Raw genomic sequence first — 25,205 nt, 5'->3', positions numbered from 1 at the left:
CATGTCTATGCTGGCGGCGAATAACGGAGGCCCGATATGTCCACACGCGAAGAGCTGGCCCAGCCGGAACGCGCCCTGCCTTTCTGGCTGTCTCTGGGGACGATTCCGCTGGTACTGATCGAGATGATGTTCGGCGGCTGGACGCTGATCCTACTGCCGCTCTATGCGTGGTGGGTGGTGACGCTTCTCGACAAGATCCTTGGCAAGAATACCGACCAGCCGGATGTGGACACGCCCGAGGAGGATCTGTTCTGGTATCGCGCGATCACCATGGCATGGCTGCCGCTCCAGCTCTGCGTGATCTATGGCACGATCTATTTCGCGACCCATGACAGCGGGATGAACCTTATTGAAATCGTGGGGCTTTTCTTCGGGGTAGGCGTAATCTCGGGCACGATCGGCATGGTCTATGCGCATGAGCTGATGCACCAGAAAGACCCCGTGGAACGCTGGCTGGCCGACCTGCTGCTGGCCTCGGTGCTCTATTCGCATTTCCGCAGCGAGCATCTGCTGGTCCATCATTCATGGGTGGGCACCCCGCGCGATGCGGTGACGGCGCGCTATAACGAGGGCTTCCACCGCTATTTCCTGCGCGTGTTGAAAGACTGTCCGACCTCGGCGCTCGAGGCCGAATGCCGCCGGCTCGACCGCGCGGGCCGCCCGCATTGGGATCTGTCGAACCCGTTCTGGCGCTATGCGGGGCTGCAGCTGGCGGCACTTCTGCTGGCCTTCATGGTGGGCGGGATCTTTGGCGTGATCCTCTTTGCACTTCAGGCGATTTTTGCGATCTGGCAGCTGGAGCTGACCAATTATATCGAGCATTACGGGCTGACACGGCGCTATCTAGGTGAGGGCAAATACGAGCATGTCCAACCGCATCACAGCTGGAACGCCTCGCATACTGCCTCGAACTGGCTGCTGATCAACCTGCAGCGCCATTCCGACCATCATTACAAGCCCAGCCGCCGTTTCCCGCTTTTGCAGACCTATGCCAAATCGGAAGCGCCGCAGCTTCCCTTGGGCTATCCGGCAATGACCACGCTGGCGATGTTCCCCCCCCTCTGGCGGCGACGGATGAACCCGCGGGTGCGGGCATGGCGGTCGCAGTTCTACCCCGATATCGAGGATTGGTCGCCCTATAACATGGGGCTTTTCCCTAATCCACGCGGCTCGGTGTGACCACGCGCATCGTCAGATTGATCCGGCCGGGCTGTTTGAGAAGCAGGCTGGTGCCCGCTGCGATCCGGTCCACGCCGTGATAACGCAGGCGGGCCGCGCCCTCCATCACCACCACATCGCCCGAGCGTAGCCAGAGGCTTTCGGTCTTGCCGCCGCGCTCCAGATTGCCGATGCGGAAGAGCGCCTCGTCCCCCAGCGAGACCGACACGACCGGCTGGCTCAGATCGCCCTCGTCGCGGTCCTGATGCATGCCCATTTTCGCCTCCGGCCCGTAATAGTTGATCAGGCAGGTCTCGGGCGGGCGGGCTTGCGGCACCAACGCGCCCCAAAGCGCCGTAAGGACAGGCGGGATCGGCGGCCACGCGCTCCCTTGCGGGTGGTGCGGCGCATAGCGGTAGCCTTTCGCATCCGACATCCAGCCGAAATTCCCCGCCGAACTCATGCGCACCGACATCTGCGCGCCCGAGGGCGTAACCGGCGAGAAAAGCGGGGCCTTGCGCAGGATTTCGCGCAGATCCGTCACCAATCCGGCCTGCTCTTCGGGCGTGAGCCAGCCCTCATAGACCCTAAAACCACGCAACTCCCGCGCTTCGGGCCGCACCAGAGACGGGTCAGGCGGGAGATTTGCAGGCGGGTTCGAAAAATCTGTTCGATTCTTGTCATCTTCGGGCATCTCGAAACCTTGCAGCAGCATTTTGCCCTCCTTATATAGCTTCCGAAGCCGATTGCAGAGCCCGCGCCAAAGGTCGTGCAATGTTATCGGAAGCTAAAACTGCAAACCCTGGGATGGGAGGCAGGGGCCTTGACGGACCTGTTTCCCGACATCGCCAAAAGAAGAGGTATTGATATGGGTAAAGTCATCGGGATTGACCTCGGGACCACCAACTCCTGCGTCGCCATCATGGACGGCGCACAGCCGAAAGTCGTTGAAAACTCCGAAGGCGCACGCACCACGCCGTCGATCGTGGCCTATACCGACGAAGAACGTCTGGTCGGCCAGCCGGCAAAGCGCCAAGCGGTTACCAACCCCACCAACACGATCTTTGCCGTGAAACGCCTGATCGGCCGTCGGACCACCGATGCCGAAGTGCAAAAGGACAAGGATCTCGTGCCCTATTCCATCGTTGACGGTGGCAATGGCGACGCATGGGTCGAAGTGAAGGGTGAGAAATACTCCCCCGCTCAGGTTTCTGCCGTGACCCTGCAGAAGATGAAAGAGACCGCTGAATCCTATCTGGGCGAGGAAGTGACGCAGGCCGTCATCACCGTTCCGGCCTATTTCAACGATGCTCAGCGTCAGGCCACCAAAGATGCCGGCAAGATCGCGGGCCTCGAGGTTCTGCGTATCATCAACGAGCCGACCGCCGCCGCACTGGCCTATGGTCTGGACAAGAAAGACAGCAAGACCATCGCTGTTTATGACCTTGGTGGCGGCACCTTCGATATCACCATTCTGGAAATCGACGACGGTCTGTTCGAAGTGAAATCCACCAACGGGGACACGTTCCTTGGCGGTGAAGACTTCGATATGCGCATTGTCAACTTCCTCGCCGACGAGTTCAAGAAAGAGCACGGCGTTGATCTGACCAAAGACAAGATGGCGCTGCAGCGTCTGAAAGAAGCGGCTGAAAAAGCGAAGATCGAACTGTCGTCGAGCCAGTCGACCGAGGTCAACCAGCCCTTCATCTCGATGGACGCAAAAACCGGCACGCCGCTGCACATGGTCATGAAGCTGACCCGTTCGAAGCTGGAAACCCTCGTGGGCGACCTGATCAAGAACTCGCTCAAGCCCTGTCAGGCAGCGCTGAAGGATGCAGGCATCTCCAAGGACGAGATCGACGAGGTCGTTCTGGTCGGCGGTATGACCCGTATGCCCAAAGTCGTTGAGGAAGTGACCAAATTCTTCGGGAAAGAGCCCCATAAAGGCGTGAACCCCGATGAGGTTGTGGCTCTTGGCGCGGCGATCCAGGCCGGTGTTCTGCAAGGCGATGTGAAAGACGTTGTTCTTCTGGACGTGACCCCGCTGTCGCTTGGTATCGAAACGCTGGGGGGCGTGTTCACCCGTCTGATCGACCGCAACACGACGATCCCGACCAAGAAATCCCAGATCTTCTCGACCGCGGAAGACAATCAGAACGCTGTGACGATCCGCGTGTTCCAGGGTGAACGCGAGATGGCTGCCGATAACAAGATGCTCGGCCAGTTCAATCTCGAGGATATCCCGCCGGCACCGCGCGGTATGCCGCAGATCGAAGTGACCTTCGATATCGACGCCAACGGTATCGTCTCTGTTTCGGCCAAAGACAAAGGCACGAATAAAGAGCAAAAGATCACCATCCAGGCATCGGGCGGCCTGTCCGACGAGGATATCGATCGCATGGTGCGTGACGCGGAAGAAAACGCTGAGTCGGATAAAAAGCGCAAGGAACTGGTCGAGGCGACCAACCAAGGCGAGAGCCTGCTGCACTCGACCCGCAAATCGCTCGAGGATCACGGCGACAAGGTCGATGGTTCGACCGTCGAGGTGATCGAGCTGGCGGCCAACGCGCTGGAAGAAGCTCTCAAGTCGGATGATGGTGCCAAGATCAAGGGCGCGATCGCCAACCTGCAGGACGCTGCGATGAAACTCGGTGAGGCCATCTACAAGGCCGAGCAGGAGAAGGCTTCGGCGGAAGAGGACGCGGAAGAAGCAGACGACAATCGCTCGCCGAGCGATGACGACATCGTCGACGCTGATTTCGAGGATCTCGGCGAAGATCGTAAGCGCAACTGATCGGCTTGGAACAATGTGGACGGGCCCGCTGCTAGGGCGGGCCCGTTTTCATGTTCTCCGAAGGGAGCTATAGAATGGCAAAAAAGGATTTCTACGAGGTTCTGGGCATCCAGAAAGGTGCCTCGGCCGAAGAGATCAAGAAGGCCTATCGCACGAAAGCGAAAGAGCTTCACCCCGACCGGAATTCGGATAATCCGAACGCCGAAGCCATGTTCAAGGAAGTGAACGAGGCGCATGACGTTCTGAAAGACCCCGAGAAGAAAGCGGCCTATGACCGTTATGGCCATGCGGCCTTCGATGGTGGCATGGGTGGCGGTCGTCCCGGTGCGGGCTACGGCCAGCAGGGCGATTTCGCCTCCGCTTTCTCGGATGTGTTCGAGGATCTCTTTGGCGATTTCATGGGTGGCGGCGGTGGTCGTGCCGGTGGTGGCGGGCGTTCGCGCGCAACCCGCGGCTCGGATCTGCGCTATAACCTGCGTGTGACGCTGGAAGAGGCGTTCAAGGGCGCCCAGAAACAGATCAATGTTCCGGGTTCCGAGAGCTGCGACAGCTGCCATGGCACGGGTGCCGAGGGCGGCGCCGAGCCGCAAACTTGCCCCACCTGCGGTGGCATGGGTAAGGTCCGGGCACAAAACGGTTTCTTCACCGTGGAACGCACCTGCCCCACCTGTGGCGGCCAAGGTCAGGTGGTGAAAAACCCCTGCCGCAAATGCCATGGCGCGGGCCGGATCGAGAAAGACCGCACGCTTTCGGTCAATATCCCTGCGGGGGTCGAGACCGGCACGCGGATCCGTCTGGCCGGTGAGGGCGAGGCAGGTCTACGCGGCGGGCCGTCCGGAGATCTTTATATCTTCATCGAGGTCAAGGAACACGAGCTGTTCCAGCGCGACGGATCGACACTCTTCTGTCAGATCCCCGTTTCCATGGCCAGCGCGGCTTTGGGCGGCGAAGTCGAGGTGCCGACAATCGACGGCGGTCGCTCGCGGGTGAAAATTCCCGCAGGCAGCCAATCGGGTCGGCAGATGCGGCTGCGCGCCAAGGGGATGCCCGCACTGCGCGGTGGCGCGGTCGGTGATATGCTGATCGAACTGGCGGTTGAAACGCCGGTCAACCTGACCACGCGCCAGAAGGAAATTCTGCGTGAGTTCGAGAAGATCGAGGCAGAGAACAACCCGCAAGGGGCGTCCTTCTTCCGGAAGGTGAAAAGCTTCTGGGACGGGATGACCGGATAAGAAAAGCCGCCCCTCGGGGCGGCTTTTTCAATAGCTGCGGGAATAGCTTCCTGACAAGCCGGAAGAGAGCGCGAAGGCAGAGACGGTCTGGTAATGCTCTTTGGTGTAGACCATCGAGGTCTGGTTCTTGCTCTCGACCTTCTCGACACCCACCGCCTCATGCGACCAAGCGGTTTCGGTTGTCACCGATACATTCAGCTCGCCACTGGCGATCTGGTCCTTCATGTCGGCCACACGCGCGGCTTTCTGACCCGCCCGCGCCATTTCCTTGCCCTTCTCGAGGAAGGCCATAGCGGCTTCGGTATCCTGCCCCGTCATGGCGAACAGGCGTAGAAGCGCGCGCTGGCGCCCCCATTCGGCCTTGCTCTGGCTGGCATCGATCATCTGCTCCGCGCGGTCGCCCAAAGCCTGATCGATCAGGCTCTGTGTCTCGGCCTCGGTTTCGGCTTCCAGCATCGCGGTGCGGAAATCTTGCTGGCTTCCGAGAATGGTATCAGCCTGCTGCAGCGTCCCGACATAGGCGGACAGTGCTTCGGCTCCACCCTTGTCCCAGACTTTCTGTGCCTCCTTGGTCAGCACGGCCTCGCTATCGCCCTCCAGCATCGCCTGCGCCGAGGAGATCTCGGATTGCAGCTGGCTGCGGATATTCGTCATCAGGTCCAGTTCCATCTCGGAGGCCGAAACAGGGCGAGCGAGCTTAGACTCCGCCACCGTGATCTCGGGCGTCCGCACCGACGATTCGGAGAGCGTGACGACAGCCACGTCCTGCACGCGGCCAGACTGCGTCTGGTAGCCGCGAATATGGGTTCCAACACCCGAATAGAGACCGATCATCACACCGCTCCTTACACCCCGCTGCCATGATCGCGGTTTGTGGTGAAGAATGTGTAAGGAATGGCAAGCAGAGTTCGAAGATGGTGAACGGGTTAAGGATTTGTTCACCATACGCACGGCATTCTGGAGCTATGAAACAGTCGCCCCGCCACTTCAACGAAGCCCCGATGCCGCTATTCGGCCATCCCGATGAGGCCATCCCACCGCACCCCGCAGGGCGAGCGCCGGAGGGGCGCCAATCGGTGCGCCTGCCCTCCTATATCAAGGATCACCGCAAGCGGTTGCGCACACGTTTCATGGAAGGGGGGGCGCAGGCCCTGCCCGATTACGAGATGCTGGAGCTGGTGCTGTTCCGCGCGATCCCGCGGCAGGATGTGAAACCTCTGGCGCATCGGCTTATGCAGGCTTTCGGCGATTTCGGACGGGTGCTGGCAGCCCCGCCCTCGCGGCTTGCAGAGATCGAGGGCGTTGGCGAGGCGGTCATTATCGAACTGAAGGTGGTCGAGGCCGCAGCCCATCGGCTGGCCCGCGCCAAGGTGATGCACCAGCCGGTGCTCTCCTCATGGGATGCGCTGCTGGATTACTGCCACACCGCGATGGCCCATCGCGAGACCGAACAGTTCCGCGTGCTCTATCTGGACCGCAAGAATACGCTGGTCGCCGATGAGGAGCAGTCGCGCGGAACGGTCGATCATGTCCCGGTCTACCCGCGCGAGGTCGTGAAACGGGCGCTGGAGCTGAATGCCTCGGCGCTCATTCTGGTGCATAACCACCCTTCGGGCGACCCGACGCCCTCGGAGGCCGATATCTCGATGACCGACCAGATCAATCGTGCGGCAGGTGTTCTGGGGATCGTGCTGCACGACCATCTGATCATCGGCAAAAGCCGCGAGCTGAGCTTCCGCGCGGAAGGCTTTCTGTAAGCGGGACTCCGGTTACAGGCCTATCTTACTGGCCGGCCTTGCTCAGATCCGGAAGATCCATGACCACCGAACCGCCCTGCTGGTCGCATTCGGGCATCATGAGATTGACGGCTGTGACCGGATGTAGCTTGCTCCGGTCCGCCCATGCGATACCGCCTTCGAGTGTCTGGCCGCAGCTCTCGCCGGTGACCGGCGCATCCACACTCAGGCGGGTCTCGCCAAGCGCAAGACGGGTCGAATAGACCTCCGCCTGCTGGCCATCCCCGACCGCGGAAAACCGCGTGACATACCCATCCGGAGTGCCCTCCGTATCGCCCTTCCTGGCAGAAAGATGCATGGCAACGGGACGCGCCCATGACAGGACCACACGGTTCCAGTCCTCCGCCTCGGGCTGCTCGACCCCCGCCGAGGCCACGCCCCCCGCGCTGGCCACCGTCAGACGGGTCTGAGCCAGCATCGCAGGCACAAGCCCGCGCCACTGGCCCTGCGCGTCCAGTTTTACGTCGAATTGCAGGCCGGGCTGGGTCAGGCTGGCCACGACACCCCCATTGCAGGCGTCGGTATACTCCACCGAAATCATACCGTTTTCCGAGGGCTCGAGCTTGAGAACAGGCGCCGCGCAGCTGGTTGCCTGCGCAAGCTGCAGACGCGCTTGGGCGGGTTGGTCAAGACCGCCCTCCCCCGAGAAACTGGCCGAGTAGATCCGATCCTCCGGCATCTCCGGCAGAGGGAGATCGGAGACCGGCGTCCGCGTGGGTGCCATCGTCAGAACGGGCCGCGTGCCCAGAGCGCTGGCCAGATGCCCGTCACTGACGGGACGCGCGATATGGGGCACGGCTGCATCGGCGGTGGAAACGCCCAGCTGGGCAAAGATCTGGTCGGCATGCTGCATGAACTGGCTGCAAGCCACGGCTGTTATACCGGTGCCCAGAATCAACGAAATCTCGCGCATCTTCTGTTTCATCTCGCTCTGCCTGCTCGCTCTTTGGCCATCCGCTCTTTGGCGCTTAATGCTTACTTAACAAGATATAACCAAAACGCGTTCTCTGAAAGGCACGGATATGGCGGGAGCATGGCGCAAATGAAAAGAGGGCGGCAAAATTGCCACCCTCTCTCCGCTTGTATCCAGTGAATTCAGAGCTTGCCGTGGCAATGCTTGAATTTCAAACCCGACCCGCAGGGGCACGGATCGTTGCGGCCCGGCTCGCCCCAGGTCGAGGGATCGTTCTCGTCGAAGCCTTCTTTCGCGATGCCACCGATCTCGACCCGCGGAAGCTCTTCGGACACCGTTTGCGGCTCGGGCTCTTCGGGCTCGTCATTGCGGGCGTTATACATCTGGGCCTGAAGCGCCTCGCGCTCCTCTTCCGTCAGCGGACGGATCTGGCTCAGACGCTGGGTCACATCGAGGCGCAGACCTTCGAGAAGGGCCTCGAACAGCTGGAAGCTCTCGGTCTTGTATTCCGACAGCGGATCGCGCTGCGCATAGCCACGGAAACCGATCACCGAACGCAGATGCTCGAGTTTCACCAGATGCTCGCGCCATTTGGCATCAACGGTCTGCAGCAGGACCTGCTTCTCGATGGTGCGCATGACGTCGGGGCCGAAGGCGGCTTCCTTTTCGGCCATATAGGCGTCCGAGGCTTCCTCGATCCGCTCCAGCATAACTTCCTGATCCACGCCCTCTTCCTGCGCCCAGTCTGCCAGCGGCAGGGTCAGGTTGAGATGCTCGAGGATCGCGGCCGAGAAGCCCTCGATATCCCACTGATCAGCATAGGATTTCGGCGGCAGATATTGGTCGACCAGGTCATCGAGGACCTGATGGCGCATATCGGCCGCGATCTCTCCCACCTCGTCGCTATCCATGATCTCGCGGCGCTGATTGAAGATCGCCTTCCGCTGATCGTTCATCACATCGTCGAACTTCAGCAGCTGTTTGCGGATGTCGAAGTTGCGGCCCTCGACCTTCGCCTGCGCACGCTCGAGCGATTTGTTCACCCACGGGTGGATGATCGCCTCGCCCTCTTTCATGCCGAGCTTGGACAGAACGTTCTCCAGCTTGTCCGAACCGAAGATGCGCATCAGGTCATCTTCCAGCGACAGGAAGAACAGAGAGCGGCCCGGATCACCCTGACGGCCCGAACGGCCACGCAACTGGTTGTCGATCCGGCGCGACTCGTGGCGTTCAGTGGCCAGAACGAAGAGACCACCGGCCTCGAGCACTTTCTGTTTCTCCTCCGCGGTCGCGGCCTCGATACGGGCGCGGACCTCTTCGGGATCGGCTTCGGGATCCTGGCTCAGCGCCTCCTGCACGCGCATTTCGACGTTGCCGCCGAGCTGGATATCGGTCCCGCGACCGGCCATGTTGGTGGCGATGGTCACTGCACCCAGACGGCCAGCGTCACCCACGATCTGGGCTTCCTGCTCGTGCTGGCGAGCGTTGAGAACGTTGTGCTGGATGCCGGCCTGCGTCAGCAGCTGCGAGAGCATCTCGGATTTCTCGATGGAGGTGGTGCCCACGAGGATCGGCTGGCCCTTGGCATTGGCCTCGCGGATCGCCTCGATCACCGCCTGATATTTCTCGATAGCAGTGCGGTAGACACGGTCATGCTCGTCAATCCGCTGCACGGGACGGTTGGTCGGAACCTCGACCACGCCCAGCTTGTAGATCTCGGCAAATTCCTCGGCCTCGGTTGAGGCCGTACCGGTCATGCCACCCAGTTTCTCGTAAAGACGGAAGTAGTTCTGGAACGTCACCGAAGCCAGCGTCACGTTCTCGGGCTGGACCGTCACGCCCTCTTTCGCCTCGATCGCCTGATGCAGACCGTCCGACAGGCGGCGGCCCTTCATGGCGCGGCCGGTATGTTCGTCGATCAACACGATCTCGCCATTGGCCACTACGTAATTATCGTCTTTGTTGAACAGCTTATGCGCGCGCATCGCCTGCGTGGCATGGTGAACGATAGTGGTAGACTCGGGGTCGTAGAGCGACTGGCCCTCGGGGAGGATACCGTCTTCCTGCAGACGACGCTCGAGGAATTCGTTCCCCTCCTCGGTGAAGGTCGCGTTGCGGGCCTTCTCGTCAATCGAGTAATGCTCTTCGGTCAGCTCGGGGATATAGGCGTTGAGCTTGATATAGAGGTCCGAACGGTCTTCGGAAGGACCCGAAATGATCAGCGGCGTGCGGGCCTCGTCGATCAGGATCGAGTCGACCTCGTCCACGATGGCGAAGAAATGACCGCGCTGCGCCATTTCCTCGACCGAGTTCTTCATGTTGTCACGAAGATAGTCGAAGCCCAGCTCGTTATTGGTCGCATAGGTGATATCGGCCTGATAGGCGGCCTTTTTCTCGGCATCGGGCTGGAAAGGCACGACGACGCCGGTGGTCAGACCCAGCGCGCCATAGACCTTCGACATCCACTCCGCGTCACGACGCGCGAGATAATCGTTCACCGTCACCACATGCACGCCCTTACCGGCCAGCGCATTGAGATAGACGGGGAAAGTCGCCATGAGCGTCTTGCCCTCACCGGTCTTCATTTCGGCGATCTGGCCCTGATGCAGGAAGATCCCCGCCATCAGCTGGACATCGAAAGCACGCAGGCCGAGTGCACGGCGCGCACCCTCGCGGCAGTTGGCAAAAGCTTCGGGCAGCAGGTCGTCAAGGCTCTCGCCCTGCTCCTGCACCCGCTTCTGGAATTCGCGCGTCTTCCCGATGAGACCCTCATCGGTCAGAGCCGCGAACTCTTCCTCGAGCGCGTTGATTTTCGCCACAAGCGGACGAACGGATTTTACCTTGCGGTCATTCGGCGTGCCGAAAACCTTTTTCGCGAGTGTTCCGAGCCCGAGCATGACTTCTCCGCAATTGGACTGACCAAATCGTGTGTGGAGCTACCCTTGCCGCGCTTTCTGGCGCCCCCTAAGAAGCATGTGAGAAAGGGCTCGGATAGCCTTTTTGACCCTTGGCGATGTAAGGGTCGACTGTCAGAGTGTCAACGCCGCGGACAAACGCGGCAATGAAGGAGTGGCCAAGATGCCGAAACTGACGAAACTTTTGGGAACCGCTGCAGTGGTCGCGATGATGGCTGCCGGTGCGTATGCGCAAGACAGCACGCCCTCAGCGCCGGCGGCCGATACAGCAGCATCCACGCCTGCCAAGAAAGATTACCGCAAGGATGTGAACGCCGATACGGTGGTCGCCACCGTGAATGGCAAGGACATTACCGTGGGCCAGATGCAGATCGTCCGCGACAGCCTGCCCGCGCAATATCTGCAGATGGATGATGCGACGCTGTTCAAGGGGATCCTTGATCAACTGGTGCAGCAGACCGCGCTTTCCGAGCTGGGCGAAGGCCGCAAGACCAAGCGTGATGATGTGGCACTGGAAGTGCAGCGCCGCGCCTATCTGGCGGGTTCCATGCTGGAATATAGTGCAAATCGTGCCGTTTCCGACGATGCCGTGCAAAAGGCCTATGATGCCAAATACAAGGCCGCCGATCCGGTGACGGAATATCACGCGGCCCATATCATCGTGCCGACCAAGGAAAAGGCCGAAGAGCTGAAGAAGCAGCTCGATGACGGTGCCGACTTCGCCGAACTCGCCAAAGCCAATAGCCAAGATGGTGCGGCGGCCAATGGCGGCGATCTGGGATGGTTCTCTCTCGACCAGATGGTCGAACCCTTCGGCGCGGCCGTGGCCGATATGAAGGATGGACAGATCTCCGAACCCGTCCAGACGCAATATGGCTGGCACATCATCAAACGTGAGGGATCGCGTATCGCCGATGCGCCGAAACTTGCAGATGTCCGCGACGAACTTGAAGGCGATCTGCGCCAGAAAGCTGTCGAGAGCCGCGTGAAAGACACGGTTGATGCCGCAGATGTGAAGCGGATGGACGACGATATTGATCCTGCTATCCTGAAGAACGATAAGTTGTTCGGTCAATAAGGCCGAAACCTGGAAGGGGATGGCATATGCCTGGTAAGAAAAAGACGATCAAGCGCTACGCAAAGCGCGTGGACAAGCTTGAAAGCAAGGTCACGAAGCTCAAGAAGAAGCTGAAGGCCAGCGCGGTCGAGGCCGAAATCGCTCCGGCGAAGGTCTCGCTGATTTCGCCCTTTGCACCGGCATCCTTCCCCGACCTGCCCGAAATCGAGGGCGTCCGCTTCGCATCTGCCGCAGCGGGCGTCAAATATGCAGGCCGCACCGATGTGATGCTGGCCGAGATTTGCCCAGGTTCCGCGATTGCGGGTGTGTTCACCAAATCCTCGACCCGTGCGGCCTGTGTGCTGGACAATCAGGCCAAGCTTGCGGGCACTCCGGCTTCCGATCAGGGCGCGGCCATTCTGGTGAACTCGGGCAATGCCAACGCCTTTACCGGCGCCAATGGTCAGGCCTCGGTCGATGCGATCTCGGGCAAAGTGGCCGAGACGCTGGATCTTCCCGCCTCGCGCGTGTTCACCTCCTCGACGGGTGTAATCGGCGAGCCGCTGCCGCATGACCGGATCACCAATGTTCTGGGCGAGCTGAAGGCCAAACTCAGCCCCGCCTCGATCTCCGACGCGGCCCGCGCCATCATGACCACCGACACCTTCCCCAAAGGCGCATGCGCGACCATCGTAGGCGAAGGCGGCGAGATCAAGATCGCCGGTATCGCCAAGGGCTCGGGGATGATCGCGCCGAATATGGCGACGATGCTGGTCTATATCTTCACCGATGCGACCATCGCCCCCGCGCTGCTGCAAAAACTGCTGTCGTGGCAGGTGGATGATACGTTCAACGCGATCACTGTCGATAGCGACACCTCGACCTCGGATGCGCTGATCCTTGCCGCGACCGGCAAATCGCCTGCAGCCGAACTGATCGAGGGCACCGACGCCTCGATCGCCTTCGAGAAAGCTCTGCGCGCCGTGATGACCGATCTGGCCAAACAGGTTGTGATGGATGGCGAGGGCGCCACCAAATTCGTCGAAGTGCAGGTAACCGGCGCACAGACCCCCGCCGATGCCCATACCATCGCCATGTCCATCGCCAACTCGCCGCTGGTGAAAACCGCGATTGCGGGCGAGGATGCCAACTGGGGCCGGATCGTGGCGGCTGTCGGTAAATCCGGCGCCTATGCCGAGCGCGACCTGCTGACCATCCGCTTCGGCGATATCGTGGTGGCCGAAAAGGGCTGGCGCAATCCCGAATATTCCGAAGAGGAAACATCGGCCTATATGAAACAGTCCGAGCTGGTGATCGGCGTGGATCTGGGTCTAGGCGAGGCGTCGAAGACCGTATGGACCTGTGATCTGACCCACCGCTATATCGACATCAACGCGGATTACCGTTCGTGACGAAGAAGATCATCCTCGTCTCGGCCGTCGCCCTGATCGATGCCGACGGGCGCGTGCTTCTGGCACAGCGCCCCGAAGGCAAGTCGATGGCGGGTCTGTGGGAGTTTCCGGGGGGCAAGGTCGAGCCGGGCGAGACGCCCGAGGCCTGCCTGATCCGCGAGCTGAAGGAAGAGCTTGGCATCGATACGTGGGCGAGCTGCCTTGCACCACTGACATTCGCCAGCCACAGCTATGACGACTTCCATCTGCTGATGCCGCTCTTTGCCTGCCGCAAATGGGAGGGCATCCCCTCCCCGCGCGAGGGACAGACGCTGGAATGGGCGCAGGCCAAGGATCTGACCACCTATCCGATGCCGCCCGCCGACATTCCGCTGATCCCGATGCTGCGGGACTGGCTGTAGGAAAAACTTCTTGATTCGTGTTTTGGGCGCCCTAACTGGGCGCCCTTCACATTCAATGGCGGCAATATAGGCAGTTTCGCCGCGCGATTGTCGACAAAGTTTCAAAACTGCCCACGATTAAGAAATAATTCACCCATCCGCGCCTTTTTTCTTTGCAATTTTATGACAATCCTGTTTTATAAAGATATCGGATTAATCAGGATCCGTAGCACCTTGTAAGGGAGGTCCCTATGCTTCGCACTATCACCGTTGGCAGCTCGGTTTCGATCCAGGGCATCTACCACAGCAAACTTGCAGACGGCAAAATCACCGTCCGCGTTGGTGAGGAACTCTATACCGGACGTCCGGTTACCCGCTGATCGCCAGAGGCGTCCCACGGCGCGCAGGGGAGGGCGTGCCGGTCCGGTCGATGCCTTGAAAGGTCAGAAGGTAAGAAAAAGAGGCCCCACGGGGCCTCTTTTTTTATGCGTAAGGGACGGGAGGCTCACTCCCCTTCGGTGAATTGCAGACGCGCGAGCTCGGCATAGAGCCCGCCTTCGGCCACGAGGCTCTCATGGGTGCCCTGTGCCACGATCCGGCCCTGATCGAAGACCACAATCCGGTCGGCCTTCTTCACCGTCGCCAGGCGGTGCGCGATAATAATGGTGGTGCGGTCCTGCGAGAGCTTCTCGACCGCGGACTGCACCGCACGCTCGGAGGAAGCATCAAGCGCCGAGGTCGCCTCGTCGAGCAGCAGGATCGGCGCATCACGCAACATGGCACGCGCAATGGCCACCCGCTGTTTCTGTCCGCCCGACAGCATCACACCGCGTTCGCCCACATAGGTATCGAGCCCCTCGGGCAAAGCCTGCAGGAAATCGAGCGCGTGGGCCGCCTCGGCGGCGGCCTCCACCTCAGCATCGGAGGCATCAGGGCGACCGAAGCGGATATTCTCGCGGGCAGAGGCGGCAAAGATCACCGGATCCTGAGGGACCAGCGCAATCGCCTGACGGAAATCGGGCCGGGCCATCTGGCGCAGATCGATCCCGTCGATGCTGACGCGCCCCGTCTCCGGGTCCCAGAATCGCTGGATCAGCTGGATAATCGTGGTCTTGCCTGCGCCCGAAGGCCCGACAAGCGCCACGGTTTCACCGGCGGCGATATCGAGTGTCACATGATCCAATGCCGAAGTGTCGGGACGCGAGGGGTAATGGAAGCTGACATCGGTGAAGCTGATCGCCCCCTTCGCCGGACGCGGCAGAGCCATCGGCTGGGCCGGATCCTCGATCGTGTCCTTGGTCTGCAGCAGTTCGATCAGACGCTCGGTCGCCCCTGCCGCACGCTGCAGCTCGCTCCAGATCTCCGACAGAGCGCCGACAGAGCCCGCGACCATCACCGCATAGATAACGAACTGCACCAGCTCGCCCACCGACATCAGGCCATTGCGCACATCCCGCGCGCCGATCCACAGCACACCCACTACGCCAGAAAAGATCAGGAAGATGACAATCATCGTCATCAGCGAGCGCGTGCGGATCCGGCGATTGGCGGCGCTGTAGCTCTTTTCCGTTACATCGCGGAAGCGCAGGCGGGTGCGGACCTCATGGGTAAAGGCCTGGATGGTCTGCGCCGACAGGAGCGCCTCGGAGGCCGAACCGGAGGAACTGGCGATCCAGTCCTGATTCTCGCGCGAGAGGCCGCGCAGACGGCGCCCCAGAACCACGATCGGCACGATCACCGCCGGCACGATCAGCAGCACCAGCCCCGTGAGCTTGGCCGAGGTCACCAGTAGCATCACCATCCCGCCTGCAAAGATCATGAAATTGCGCAGTGCCACCGAGACGGAGGATCCGATCACCGACAGGATCAGCGTGGTATCGGTCGTGATACGCGAGATGATCTCGCCAGTGAGGATTCGCTCGTAGAAGGCGGGCGACATGGAAATCACACGATCGAACACCGCCATGCGGATATCGGCCACGACCCGTTCACCGAAGCGCGTTACAAGATAATAGCGCGCGCCCGTCCCTATCGCGAGAAGCGCCGTGATTACCAGCGCCGCACCGAAATACTGGTCAAGAAGCGCCGCACCGCTATTGAACCCGTCCACCACGCGGCGGACCGCAATCGGCAGGATCAGCGAAACGGAAGCGGTCAGCACCAGCGCGAGGAGCGCACACAGCGCAAGGCCGCGATAGGGTCGCAGGAATGGCCAGAGGCCTTTCAGCGCACCGATCTTCTTGGTGGTCGGGCGATCTTCGGTACTCGTCTTGGATCTTCGCACTATAAGGCCTCCTGCGGTTTACCCGCGGTTTAGGCAGGGAACCCCTTGCAGACAAGGCTCGAATAACAATTTGGGGGGAAGGTTGCGGGACTGTGAAGCCGAAGGGGGACGTTCGGGCGGCCCAAAAGTCAAAAGCCGCAGATCTTGCGATCCGCGGCTTTTTGAAATTGGTGCCCAGAAGAGGACTCGAACCTCCACGCCTTGCGGCACACGGACCTGAACCGTGCGCGTCTACCAATTCCGCCATCTGGGCGTTCCGACCTTGCTGCGAGGCAGCTCAGCTGGTGTGAGGGCCTTCTACGGGGAGCGCCCGAAACCGTCAATAGGAAATTTTCATTTTTGTCGTAGAAAATTTGCATTGCCGCTGGCCTCTTGTCCGGAGGGGTGTAAATCGGTAATCAGGAAGGGAAAATCTGCAAGGGGGAGGCCCAGCCGATGTCGAAACTTGTCACGATCTATGGTGGTTCCGGTTTTGTGGGGCGTTATATCGCCCGCCGGCTTGCGAAGGATGGCTGGCGCATCCGGATCGCCGTTCGCCGTCCGAACGAGGCGCTTTTCACCAAACCCTATGGCGCGGTCGGTCAGGTCGAGCCCGTGTTCTGCAATATCCGTGATGACGCCTCTGTGCGCATGGCCATGATGGGGGCGGATGCGGTTGTGAACTGCGTAGGTATCCTGAATGTCGCCGGCAAGAATGGTTTCGACGCCGTGCAGGCCGATGGCGCGGAGCGAATCGCCCGCATCGCCGCCGAGCTGGGCGTGAAGACCATGGTCCATCTATCGGCCATCGGTGCCGATGCCAATTCGGCCAGCGCCTATGCGCGCTCCAAGGCCAAGGGTGAGGCGGGAATACTGCAGCACTTCCCCGATGCGATGATCCTGCGCCCCTCGGTCCTGTTTGGCACCGAAGACGGGTTCTTCAACAAATTTGCCGCGATGAGCCGCTTCACTCCGGTCCTGCCGATCACCGGTGGGGGCTCGAAATTCCAGCCGGTCTGGGTGGATGATGTGGCCGCCGCCGCTGTCATGGGCGTCGAGGGCAAGGCCAAGGGCACGTTCGAGCTGGGCGGCCCCGATCAGGCAAGCCTCACCGAGCTGATGAAAACCATGCTGGGCGTCATCAACCGTAAGCGCGCGATCTTCAATATGCCCTTCGGTCTAGCCTCGCTGATGGCCAGCGTCTTCGATGGGTTGCAGGGCGCGACCGGCGGGCTCTTCAACAACACGCTCCTGACCCGAGATCAGGTGAAAAACCTCAAGAAAGACAACATCGTTTCGGCAGATGCGCGGGGCTTTGCTCAACTCGGCATCACACCTATGGCAATGGGAGCGATCATGCCGGGTTACCTCTGGCGCTTCCGCCCGCATGGGCAGTATGAAGATATCCAAGCTTCTGCCAAAAATCTAAAACGGTCCTGATCTGATGAATGATACCCTCTCCGCCGCGATACTTGGATTTGTAGAGGGTCTCACAGAGTTCCTTCCCGTCTCGTCCACCGGCCATGTGCTGATCGTGGGCGAGATGCTCGGCTTCCACTCCACCGGCCATGCCTTTGAAGTGGTGATCCAGCTGGGCGCAATCCTCGCGATTCTGGGCGTCTATGCCAAGAAGCTCTACGAGGTGTTCTCCTCCGCCCCGCATGATCCGCAGGCAAGACGGTTTATCTTCTCGGTGCTGCTGGCCTTCCTGCCCGCTGTATTTATCGGGATCGCGGCACATGATTTCATCAAGCGCGTGCTCTTCGATTCGCCGCTTATCATCGCCACCACACTCGTTCTGGGCGGGATTATCCTGATCGTTATCGACAAGATGGATCTGCATCCCAAACATGATGACGCCATGAAGATCCCGCTGGGTAAGGCCCTTGCGATTGGTTTCATCCAGTGTCTGGCAATGATCCCGGGCACATCGCGGTCGGGTTCGACCATCGTCGGCGCCATGTTGATGGGGGTCTCGAAACGCGCGGCGGCCGAATTCAGCTTTTTCCTGTCCATGCCCACTATGGCAGGTGCCTTCGCCTATGACCTTTACAAGAACTACGATGTGCTGAACGCTGACGACATGATGCTGATCGTGATCGGCTTCGTTATGGCCTTTATCTCGGCAGTGATCGTCGTGCGCCACCTGCTCGACTTCATTTCCCGTCACGGCTACGCGGTTTTCGGCTATTGGCGCATCCTTGTCGGCCTTGCGATCTTTGGCTATTTCGGGCTTCTCCGCTAGATAGGTATTAATAGCTGACCTATTTTGGAGCAATTTTTCTCACGAAACTGCGTAAATCCGAAAAAAAGCTATATTTAGGTCAGCACCTCTTACTTTTAATGCCTTTCCCGAGCGTGTAGCAAAGTCCCAAAGAAACGCTAGGGAGGCGCTAGCCATGGCCAAGCAACGCATGCTGAAGTTCGTCTCGACGGCAAAGGAAATGCCGGCGAAGCGCGATGCAAAGCAACGCGCCCAGGACTTCAACGAAATCTACGCGGAATATGCCGAACAGAAAGCTGCCGAGCAGGCAGGGCGCTGTTCGCAATGTGGTGTGCCTTATTGCCATACACATTGCCCGCTGCATAACAACATTCCCGACTGGCTGCGCCTGACGGCGGAGGGCCGTCTGGAGGAAGCCTACCAGATTTCTCAGGCGACCAATACCTTCCCCGAAATCTGCGGCCGCATTTGCCCGCAGGACCGTCTGTGCGAAGGAAATTGCGTCATCGAGCAATCTGGCCACGGCACCGTGACCATCGGCTCGGTCGAGAAATACATCACCGACACCGCCTTCGAGAACGGTTGGGTCCCCTCGATCAAACCGAAGAAAGAGCGCGAAGAGAGCATTGGCATCATCGGCGCGGGCCCCGGTGGCCTGGCGGCGGCGGATGTGCTGCGCCGTGCGGGCTGCAAGGTCACTGTCTATGACCGTCACGACCGCGCAGGCGGGCTGCTGACCTACGGTATCCCCGGCTTCAAGCTGGAGAAGGATATCGTCATGCGCCGCGTGACCCAGCTCGAGGAAGCGGGCGTCGAGTTCGTGCTGAACTGCAACGTCGGCACCGACATCACCTTTGACGCGATCCGCGGCAAGCATGATGCGGTCCTGATCGCAACCGGCGTCTACAAGACCCGCGATCTGCGTGATCCGGGTTCGGATGCCTCCGGTATCGTGCGCGCCATCGACTATCTGACCTGCTCGAACAAGCTCTCCTTCGGCGACGAGGTTGCCGAGTTCGAGGATGGCACGCTGAACGCGGCGGGCAAGAATGTCGTGGTCATCGGTGGTGGCGACACCGCGATGGACTGCGTGCGCACCGCCATCCGTCAGGGCGCGACCTCGGTCAAATGTCTCTACCGCCGTGACCGTGCCAATATGCCCGGCTCGCAGCGCGAAGTGCAGAACGCCGAGGAAGAAGGCGCGGAATTCGTTTGGCTGGCAGCGCCGAAAGGCTTCAGCGGCAATCCGGTCTCCTCGATCACCATCCAGAAGATGAAGCTGGGCCAGCCCGATGCTTCGGGCCGTCAGTCGCCCGAGCCGATCGAGGGCGGGATCTACGAGGAGAAAGCCGATCTGGTCATCAAGGCCCTCGGTTTCGAGCCGGAAGACCTGCAGGACCAATGGGACACCAAAGAGCTTGAAGTGACCCGTTGGGGGACCGTCAAGGCCGAGTTCGGCACCCATGCGACCAATATCCCCGGCGTTTACGCAGTAGGCGATATCGTGCGCGGGGCCTCGCTGGTGGTCTGGGCGATCCGTGACGGCCGCGAGGCCGGTGCCGAGATCATCCGCTACCTCGATGGCGTGACGGCCGTCGCCGCCGAGTAACCCTATCCACGCAGGCCGGTTCCTTAAAGCAAACCAGAGGGACCGGCGCGAAGAGACGGAAAGGACCGGACCCATGAAATGGGTGGCAGTTTTTGCACTTCTGATGAGCGGCGCCAGCGCTCAGGCCCAATCGGCGGACGATACGTTCGCCGTGCCTGAGAACTGCACGCTGGATCTGACGGTTCAGATGCATAGCTGTCAGGTCGCCAATCTCTATCACTGCGCGGGGGACGCCGAGGGCGATCGCTGGATCTCCTATGCCGATGGCGAGGGCGAATATTTCCTGTCGCTGATCGATCACGAGACCCGCTGGCTCCGCTCGATCAGCCTCGAAAGCGGGGAAATCGCCGAGCTGGATGAAGCTGCATCGAAAGACAACGCTTCTTTCAGCGCGCTTCTGGAAACGGGCGAGGATGATTACGACTTCGTCACGCGGAACAATTTCGGCGAGACCCGCCGCCAGATCGGCCGCGACTGGCTGACCGGCGAGACGGTGACGATCGACGGCAAGAGTATGGAACGCGCCGATTTCACGCTGGAGACGCAGGACGGCGAGGGCAATGTGATCGCCCGCCGCTCCGGCATCCAGTATATCGACCGCGATCTGCGCGTCTTCTTCTCGGGGCGCGAGAGCTTCCAGAACCCGCAAGGCGACAACATAGAGACCAATGATGCGCCGGTCACCTTTTCCCGCAAGGGCGATGAGGGCTTCGGCGCGGCTAAGCCGCTCTTTGACTGCGACATGATGATGACGGCGCTGCGCCCCGAAGATTTGTACTGACCGGCGCAGCCCCAAACGAACCCCTTGGCGCAAGCCATCCCTGAATTCGCCGCGCTTTACCGCCGGTGCACTACGTTCTCCCAAGGAGGCAGACATGACCAAATATGATGAAGCCTGGGTCGCCCACGAGGAAGCCAAGCGTAAATGGATGTCGGAAAACTCGCTCTACAAGGCGGATGACGAGAAATCGTCCTGCGGTGTGGGGCTTGTTGTCTCGATCGACGGGAAAGCCTCGCGTCGCGTCGTGGAAAACGGCATCGACGCGCTAAAAGCCATCTGGCACCGCGGTGCCGTGGATGCGGACGGCAAGACCGGTGACGGCGCGGGTATCCATGTGCAGATCCCTGCCCCCTTCTTCCACGACCAGATCCGCCGCACCGGCCACGAGCCGGATATGGACAAGCGTATCGCCGTTGGTCAGGTCTTCCTGCCGCGCACCGACTTTGGCGCACAGGAACATTGCCGGACCATCGTCGAATCCGAAGTTCTGCGCATGGGCCATTATATCTATGGCTGGCGCCACGTTCCGGTGGACACTTCCTGCCTGGGCGACAAGGCCAACGCCACCCGCCCCGAGATCGAGCAGATCCTGATCCGCAACGAGAAGGATATCGACGAGGAGCAGTTCGAGCGCGAGCTGTACATCATCCGCCGCCGGATCGAGAAAGCGGCCATCGCGGCCCAGCTGAAGGGCCTCTATATCTGCTCGCTCTCGACGCGTTCGATCATCTACAAGGGCATGATGCTGGCCGAGCAGGTTGCGGAATTCTATCCCGACCTCAAGGATGACCGCTTTGAGTCGTCCTTTGCGATTTACCACCAGCGCTATTCCACCAACACCTTCCCCGAATGGTGGCTGGCACAGCCCTTCCGTATGCTGGCGCATAACGGCGAGATCAACACGATCAAGGGCAACATCAACTGGATGAAATCGCACGAGATCCGCATGGCCTCGGCGACCTTTGGCGATATGGCCGAAGACATCAAGCCGGTGATCCCCGCCGCGTCGTCCGACTCGGGTGCGCTGGATTCGGTGTTCGAGCTGATGGTTCGTTCGGGCCGTATCGCGCCCATGGTGAAAACCATGCTGGTGCCCGAAGCCTGGTCGAAAGCGACCGACGAGATGCCCAAGGCATGGCAGGACATGTATGGCTATTGCAACGCCGTGATGGAGCCGTGGGACGGCCCTGCCGCGCTGGCGATGACCGATGGCCGCTGGGTCTGCGGTGGTCTGGACCGGAACGGACTGCGCCCGCTGCGCTATGTGGTGACCGGCGATGGCATGCTGATTGCCGGTTCGGAAGTCGGCATGGTGCCGACCGACGAGGCCACTGTTGTGGAAAAAGGCGCACTTGGTCCGGGGCAGATGATTGCCGTCGATATGACCGAGGGCAAGCTTTACCACGATACCGACCTGAAAGACAAACTGGCCGCCTCGCGCCCCTTCGGTGACTGGATCCAGAAGGTCACCGACCTGTCCGAGCTGATGCGCGACCTGCCCGAGGCTGCAAAATATACCGGCGCCGAGCTGCGTAAGCGCCAGATGGCGGCAGGCTACACGGTCGAAGATATCGAGCAGGTCCTGAGCCCGATGGCCGAGGATGGCAAAGAAGCCATCGCCTCGATGGGCGATGACACGCCGCCTGCCGTTCTGTCCAAGAAATACCGCCCCCTGAGCCATTTCTTCCGCCAGAACTTCAGCCAGGTGACCAACCCGCCGATCGACTCGCTGCGCGAGAACCGCGTGATGTCGCTCAAGACGCGATTCGGTAACCTCAAGAACGTGCTGGACGAAGATAGCGCCCAGACCGAGATCCTCATTCTTGATACGCCCTTCATCGCGAATGAAGAGTTCAACAAGATGGCGGAGATCTTCGGCGAGCATATCTCGATCATCGACTGCACCTTCCCTGCCGGTGCGGATCAGGAAGCGCTGCGTGACGGTCTGGCCCGTATCCGCAACGAGGCGGAAGATGCCGTGCGCTCGGGTGCCGGCCACATCGTTCTGACCGACGAGAACCAGTCCGAAGACAAGATCGCGATGCCGATGATCCTCGCGACTTCGGCCGTGCATAGCTGGCTGACCCGCAAGGGCCTGCGCACGTTCTGCTCGATCAATGTCCGTTCGGCAGAATGCATGGACCCGCATTACTTCGCGGTTCTGGTGGGCTCGGGGGCAACCACGGTCAACGCCTATCTGGCCGAGGATACGCTGGCCGACCGTATTGACCGTGGCCTGATCGAAGGCACCCTGCTCGACGCCGTGCGCAAGTTCCGCGATGCGGTGGATGCGGGCCTGCTGAAGATCATGGCGAAGATGGGGATTTCGGTGATTTCCTCCTATCGCGGTGGTCTGAACTTCGAGGCCGTGGGTCTGTCGCGCGCCATGGTGGCCGAGTATTTCCCCGGCATGCATTCGCGTATTTCGGGCATCGGTCTGCACGGCATCCAGCACAAGCTGGAAGAGGTCCACAAGTTGGGCTGGCTGGGTGGTCAGGACGTTCTGCCGATCGGCGGCTTCTACAAATCGCGCCGTTCGGGCGAGACCCACGCATGGGGTGCGCAGGGTATGCATATGCTGCAAGCCGCCTGTGACCGCGCCAGCTATGACCTGTGGAAGCAGTATAGCACCATGATGCGGGCCAACCCGCCGATCCATATCCGCGACCTTCTGGACGTGAAGCCGCTGGGCAAGCCCGTCCCGATCGAGGAAGTGGAATCGATCACCTCGATTCGTAAGCGGTTCGTGACGCCGGGCATGTCGCTGGGGGCGCTCTCGCCCGAGGCGCACAAACTCCTGAACGTCGCGATGAACCGTATCGGTGCGAAATCCGATAGCGGTGAGGGCGGCGAGGATCCGGCCCACTTCGTGCCGGAGCCGAATGGCGACAATCCGTCCGCCAAGATCAAGCAGGTGGCCTCGGGCCGTTTCGGTGTGACCGCCGAATATCTCAACCACTGCGAAGAGCTGGAGATCAAGGTCGCCCAAGGTGCGAAACCGGGTGAAGGTGGCCAGCTTCCGGGCATGAAGGTCACCGACCTGATCGCGCGTCTGCGTCACTCGACCAAGGGTGTCACGCTGATATCGCCGCCGCCGCACCACGATATCTACTCGATCGAGGATCTGGCGCAGCTGATCTACGATCTCAAGCAGATCAACCCGCGCTGCAAGGTGACGGTGAAGCTGGTGGCGTCTTCGGGCGTTGGCACGATTGCCGCTGGCGTGGCCAAGGCCAAGGCCGATGTTATCCTCGTGTCCGGTCATAATGGCGGCACCGGCGCGTCTCCGGCGACCTCGATCAAATTCGCGGGTCTGCCGTGGGAGATGGGTCTGACCGAAGCGCATCAGGTTCTGGCGATGAACAACCTGCGTGGCCGCGTCACGCTGCGGACCGATGGCGGTCTGCGCACGGGGCGTGACATCGTCATGGCCGCCATGATGGGCGCCGAGGAATACGGTATCGGCACCGCCGCCCTGATCGCGATGGGCTGTATCATGGTGCGTCAGTGCCAGTCGAACACCTGCCCTGTCGGCGTCTGCACCCAAGACCCCGAGATGCGCAAGAAGTTCACCGGCACGGCGGATAAGGTCGTCAACCTGATCACCTTCTACGCACAGGAAGTCCGCGAGATCCTCGCCTCCATCGGCGCACGGTCGCTCGATGAGGTGATCGGTCGTGCCGACCTTCTGACGCAGGTCTCGCGTGGGTCGGCGCATCTGGATGATCTCGATCTCAACCCGCTTCTGCTGACCGTGGATGGCTGGGAAAAGATCGTCTATGACCGCTCGAAGCCGCGCAACTATGTGCCCGATACGCTGGATGCCGAAATCATCCGCGACGGTGCGCGCTTCTTCGACGAAGGCGAGAAGATGCAGCTCTCCTATGCGGTGCGCAACACGCACCGCACCATCGGGACGCGCGCCTCGAGCCACATCGTGCAGAACTTCGGGATGCGCAACGCGCTCCAGCCCGACCATCTGACGGTGAAGCTCACGGGGTCTGCCGGCCAGTCGCTGGGCGCCTTCGCGGCTCCGGGCCTCAAGATCGAGGTGTCGGGCGACGCGAACGACTATGTCGGCAAGGGTCTGTCGGGCGGTATCATCGTGGTGCGTCCGCCGATGATCTCGCCGCTGAAAGCCTCCGAGAACACCATCATCGGCAATACCGTGCTTTACGGTGCGACCGATGGCTACCTGTTCGCGGCAGGCCGTGCGGGCGAGCGTTTCGCCGTGCGCAACTCCGGCGCGCGGGTGGTGATCGAGGGCTGTGGCACCAATGGTTGTGAATACATGACCGGCGGTGTGGCAGTGATCCTTGGCTCGATCGGTGCGAACTTCGGCGCGGGGATGACGGGCGGTATGGCCTATCTCTACGATCCGGAAGGCGTGGCCGAGAACCTGATCAACCCGGAATCGCTCGTGACCTGCGGTATCGGCCACAGCCACTGGGAATCCCAGCTGAAGGGCCTCATCGAGCGTCATTACGAGGAAACCCGCTCGGTCAAGGCGGCGGATATCCTGCAGAACTGGGAGACCGAGCGTCTCAACTTCCTGCAGGTCTGCCCGAAAGAGATGCTGCAGACCCTGCCCTATCCGCTCTCGGATGAACCCGAAGCGGTTCCGGCAGAGTAACAGACTGGAACGGGGCCCGAGCGGCCCCGTTTTTCCAT

The 25,205-nt window shown here is 60.8% G+C and carries 18 protein-coding genes and 1 tRNA gene; 13 read left to right on the top strand and 6 right to left on the bottom strand.

Going from position 1 to position 25,205, the window contains the following annotated elements; translation table 11 throughout:
* The first annotated feature begins 36 nt into the window (after window positions 1–36).
* The gene (locus WDB91_RS04505; RefSeq protein ID WP_339113959.1) at window positions 37–1,179 is read left to right on the top strand and encodes an alkane 1-monooxygenase; all 1,143 of its coding nucleotides are present in this window, start codon (window positions 37–39) and stop codon (window positions 1,177–1,179) included.
* Here the strand turns inward: WDB91_RS04505 and WDB91_RS04500 are convergent.
* Window positions 1,157–1,873 (bottom strand): alpha-ketoglutarate-dependent dioxygenase AlkB, encoded by a 717-nt coding sequence (locus tag WDB91_RS04500; protein WP_339113958.1) that lies wholly within the window; start codon window positions 1,871–1,873, stop codon window positions 1,157–1,159. The two genes, WDB91_RS04505 and WDB91_RS04500, sit on opposite strands and share 23 nt — an antisense overlap.
* Before the next feature lie 153 nt (window positions 1,874–2,026).
* On the opposite strand from WDB91_RS04500, the gene dnaK reads away from it, so the two are divergent.
* Together dnaK and dnaJ are read left to right on the top strand one after the other, a co-directional pair.
* Entirely contained in the window at window positions 2,027–3,952 is a 1,926-nt protein-coding gene (gene dnaK, locus WDB91_RS04495) for a molecular chaperone DnaK (protein ID WP_339113957.1), read from the top strand.
* A gap of 74 nt (window positions 3,953–4,026) precedes the next feature.
* Window positions 4,027–5,184 carry a molecular chaperone DnaJ gene (gene dnaJ, locus WDB91_RS04490; protein WP_339113956.1) on the top strand — a complete coding sequence of 386 codons (1,158 nt, stop codon included), beginning with the start codon at window positions 4,027–4,029 and terminating at the stop codon, window positions 5,182–5,184.
* A gap of 27 nt (window positions 5,185–5,211) precedes the next feature.
* On the opposite strand, the gene WDB91_RS04485 is transcribed toward dnaJ, so the two are convergent.
* Entirely contained in the window at window positions 5,212–6,018 is an 807-nt protein-coding gene (locus tag WDB91_RS04485; protein WP_339113955.1) for a hypothetical protein, read from the bottom strand.
* A gap of 131 nt (window positions 6,019–6,149) precedes the next feature.
* Between WDB91_RS04485 and radC the strand changes: the two genes are divergently transcribed.
* Complete coding sequence (radC, locus tag WDB91_RS04480) at window positions 6,150–6,941, top strand: DNA repair protein RadC (protein WP_339113954.1); 792 nt, start codon at window positions 6,150–6,152, stop codon at window positions 6,939–6,941.
* Between the two features lie 25 nt (window positions 6,942–6,966).
* On the opposite strand, the gene WDB91_RS04475 is transcribed toward radC, so the two are convergent.
* Window positions 6,967–7,905: a hypothetical protein gene (locus tag WDB91_RS04475; protein ID WP_339113953.1), complete on the bottom strand. Its 939-nt coding sequence runs from the start codon at window positions 7,903–7,905 to the stop codon at window positions 6,967–6,969.
* 170 nt (window positions 7,906–8,075) lie between these two features.
* Window positions 8,076–10,790, bottom strand: coding sequence for a preprotein translocase subunit SecA (secA, locus tag WDB91_RS04470; RefSeq protein ID WP_339113952.1), 2,715 nt, complete (start codon window positions 10,788–10,790; stop codon window positions 8,076–8,078).
* Window positions 10,791–10,971: 181 nt separating this feature from the next.
* Here secA and WDB91_RS04465 point away from each other — a divergent pair, with 181 nt between their 5' ends.
* From WDB91_RS04465 to WDB91_RS04450, 4 genes are all read left to right on the top strand, one after another.
* On the top strand, window positions 10,972–11,886 hold the full coding sequence (locus tag WDB91_RS04465) for a peptidylprolyl isomerase (RefSeq protein WP_339113951.1): 915 nt from the start codon (window positions 10,972–10,974) through the stop codon (window positions 11,884–11,886).
* A 26-nt stretch (window positions 11,887–11,912) separates the two neighbouring features.
* Window positions 11,913–13,277, top strand: a complete 1,365-nt coding sequence (gene argJ / locus WDB91_RS04460) for a bifunctional glutamate N-acetyltransferase/amino-acid acetyltransferase ArgJ (protein ID WP_339113950.1) — start codon at window positions 11,913–11,915, stop codon at window positions 13,275–13,277.
* On the top strand, window positions 13,274–13,678 hold the full coding sequence (mutT, locus tag WDB91_RS04455; protein WP_339113949.1) for an 8-oxo-dGTP diphosphatase MutT: 405 nt from the start codon (window positions 13,274–13,276) through the stop codon (window positions 13,676–13,678). Before argJ ends, mutT begins: the two co-directional genes overlap by 4 nt.
* 230 nt (window positions 13,679–13,908) lie before the next feature.
* Complete coding sequence (locus WDB91_RS04450; RefSeq protein ID WP_339113948.1) at window positions 13,909–14,037, top strand: hypothetical protein; 129 nt, start codon at window positions 13,909–13,911, stop codon at window positions 14,035–14,037.
* A 125-nt stretch (window positions 14,038–14,162) separates the two neighbouring features.
* Here the strand turns inward: WDB91_RS04450 and WDB91_RS04445 are convergent, their stop codons facing one another.
* Window positions 14,163–15,944, bottom strand: coding sequence for an ABC transporter transmembrane domain-containing protein (locus WDB91_RS04445; RefSeq protein ID WP_339114448.1), 1,782 nt, complete (start codon window positions 15,942–15,944; stop codon window positions 14,163–14,165).
* A gap of 165 nt (window positions 15,945–16,109) precedes the next feature.
* Window positions 16,110–16,194 (bottom strand) — tRNA-Leu (locus WDB91_RS04440).
* A 182-nt stretch (window positions 16,195–16,376) separates the two neighbouring features.
* Between WDB91_RS04440 and WDB91_RS04435 the strand changes: the two genes are divergently transcribed.
* From WDB91_RS04435 to gltB, 5 genes are all read left to right on the top strand, one after another.
* Entirely contained in the window at window positions 16,377–17,360 is a 984-nt protein-coding gene (locus tag WDB91_RS04435) for a complex I NDUFA9 subunit family protein (protein ID WP_339113947.1), read from the top strand.
* 4 nt (window positions 17,361–17,364) lie between these two features.
* Window positions 17,365–18,165 (top strand): undecaprenyl-diphosphate phosphatase, encoded by an 801-nt coding sequence (locus WDB91_RS04430; protein ID WP_339113946.1) that lies wholly within the window; start codon window positions 17,365–17,367, stop codon window positions 18,163–18,165.
* Between the two features lie 154 nt (window positions 18,166–18,319).
* Window positions 18,320–19,753: an NAD(P)-dependent oxidoreductase gene (locus WDB91_RS04425; RefSeq protein WP_339113945.1), complete on the top strand. Its 1,434-nt coding sequence runs from the start codon at window positions 18,320–18,322 to the stop codon at window positions 19,751–19,753.
* A gap of 73 nt (window positions 19,754–19,826) precedes the next feature.
* A complete protein-coding gene (locus WDB91_RS04420) occupies window positions 19,827–20,534 on the top strand; it encodes a hypothetical protein (RefSeq protein ID WP_339113944.1) in 708 nt (235 codons plus the stop codon).
* A gap of 94 nt (window positions 20,535–20,628) precedes the next feature.
* Window positions 20,629–25,167, top strand: coding sequence for a glutamate synthase large subunit (gene gltB / locus WDB91_RS04415; RefSeq protein ID WP_339113943.1), 4,539 nt, complete (start codon window positions 20,629–20,631; stop codon window positions 25,165–25,167).
* The last annotated feature ends 38 nt before the right edge of the window (window positions 25,168–25,205 follow it).

The organism is Thioclava sp. GXIMD2076 (assembly GCF_037949795.1).
Classification (GTDB): domain Bacteria; phylum Pseudomonadota; class Alphaproteobacteria; order Rhodobacterales; family Rhodobacteraceae; genus Thioclava; species Thioclava kandeliae.
This window is presented reverse-complemented; position numbering and strand designations above follow the sequence as displayed.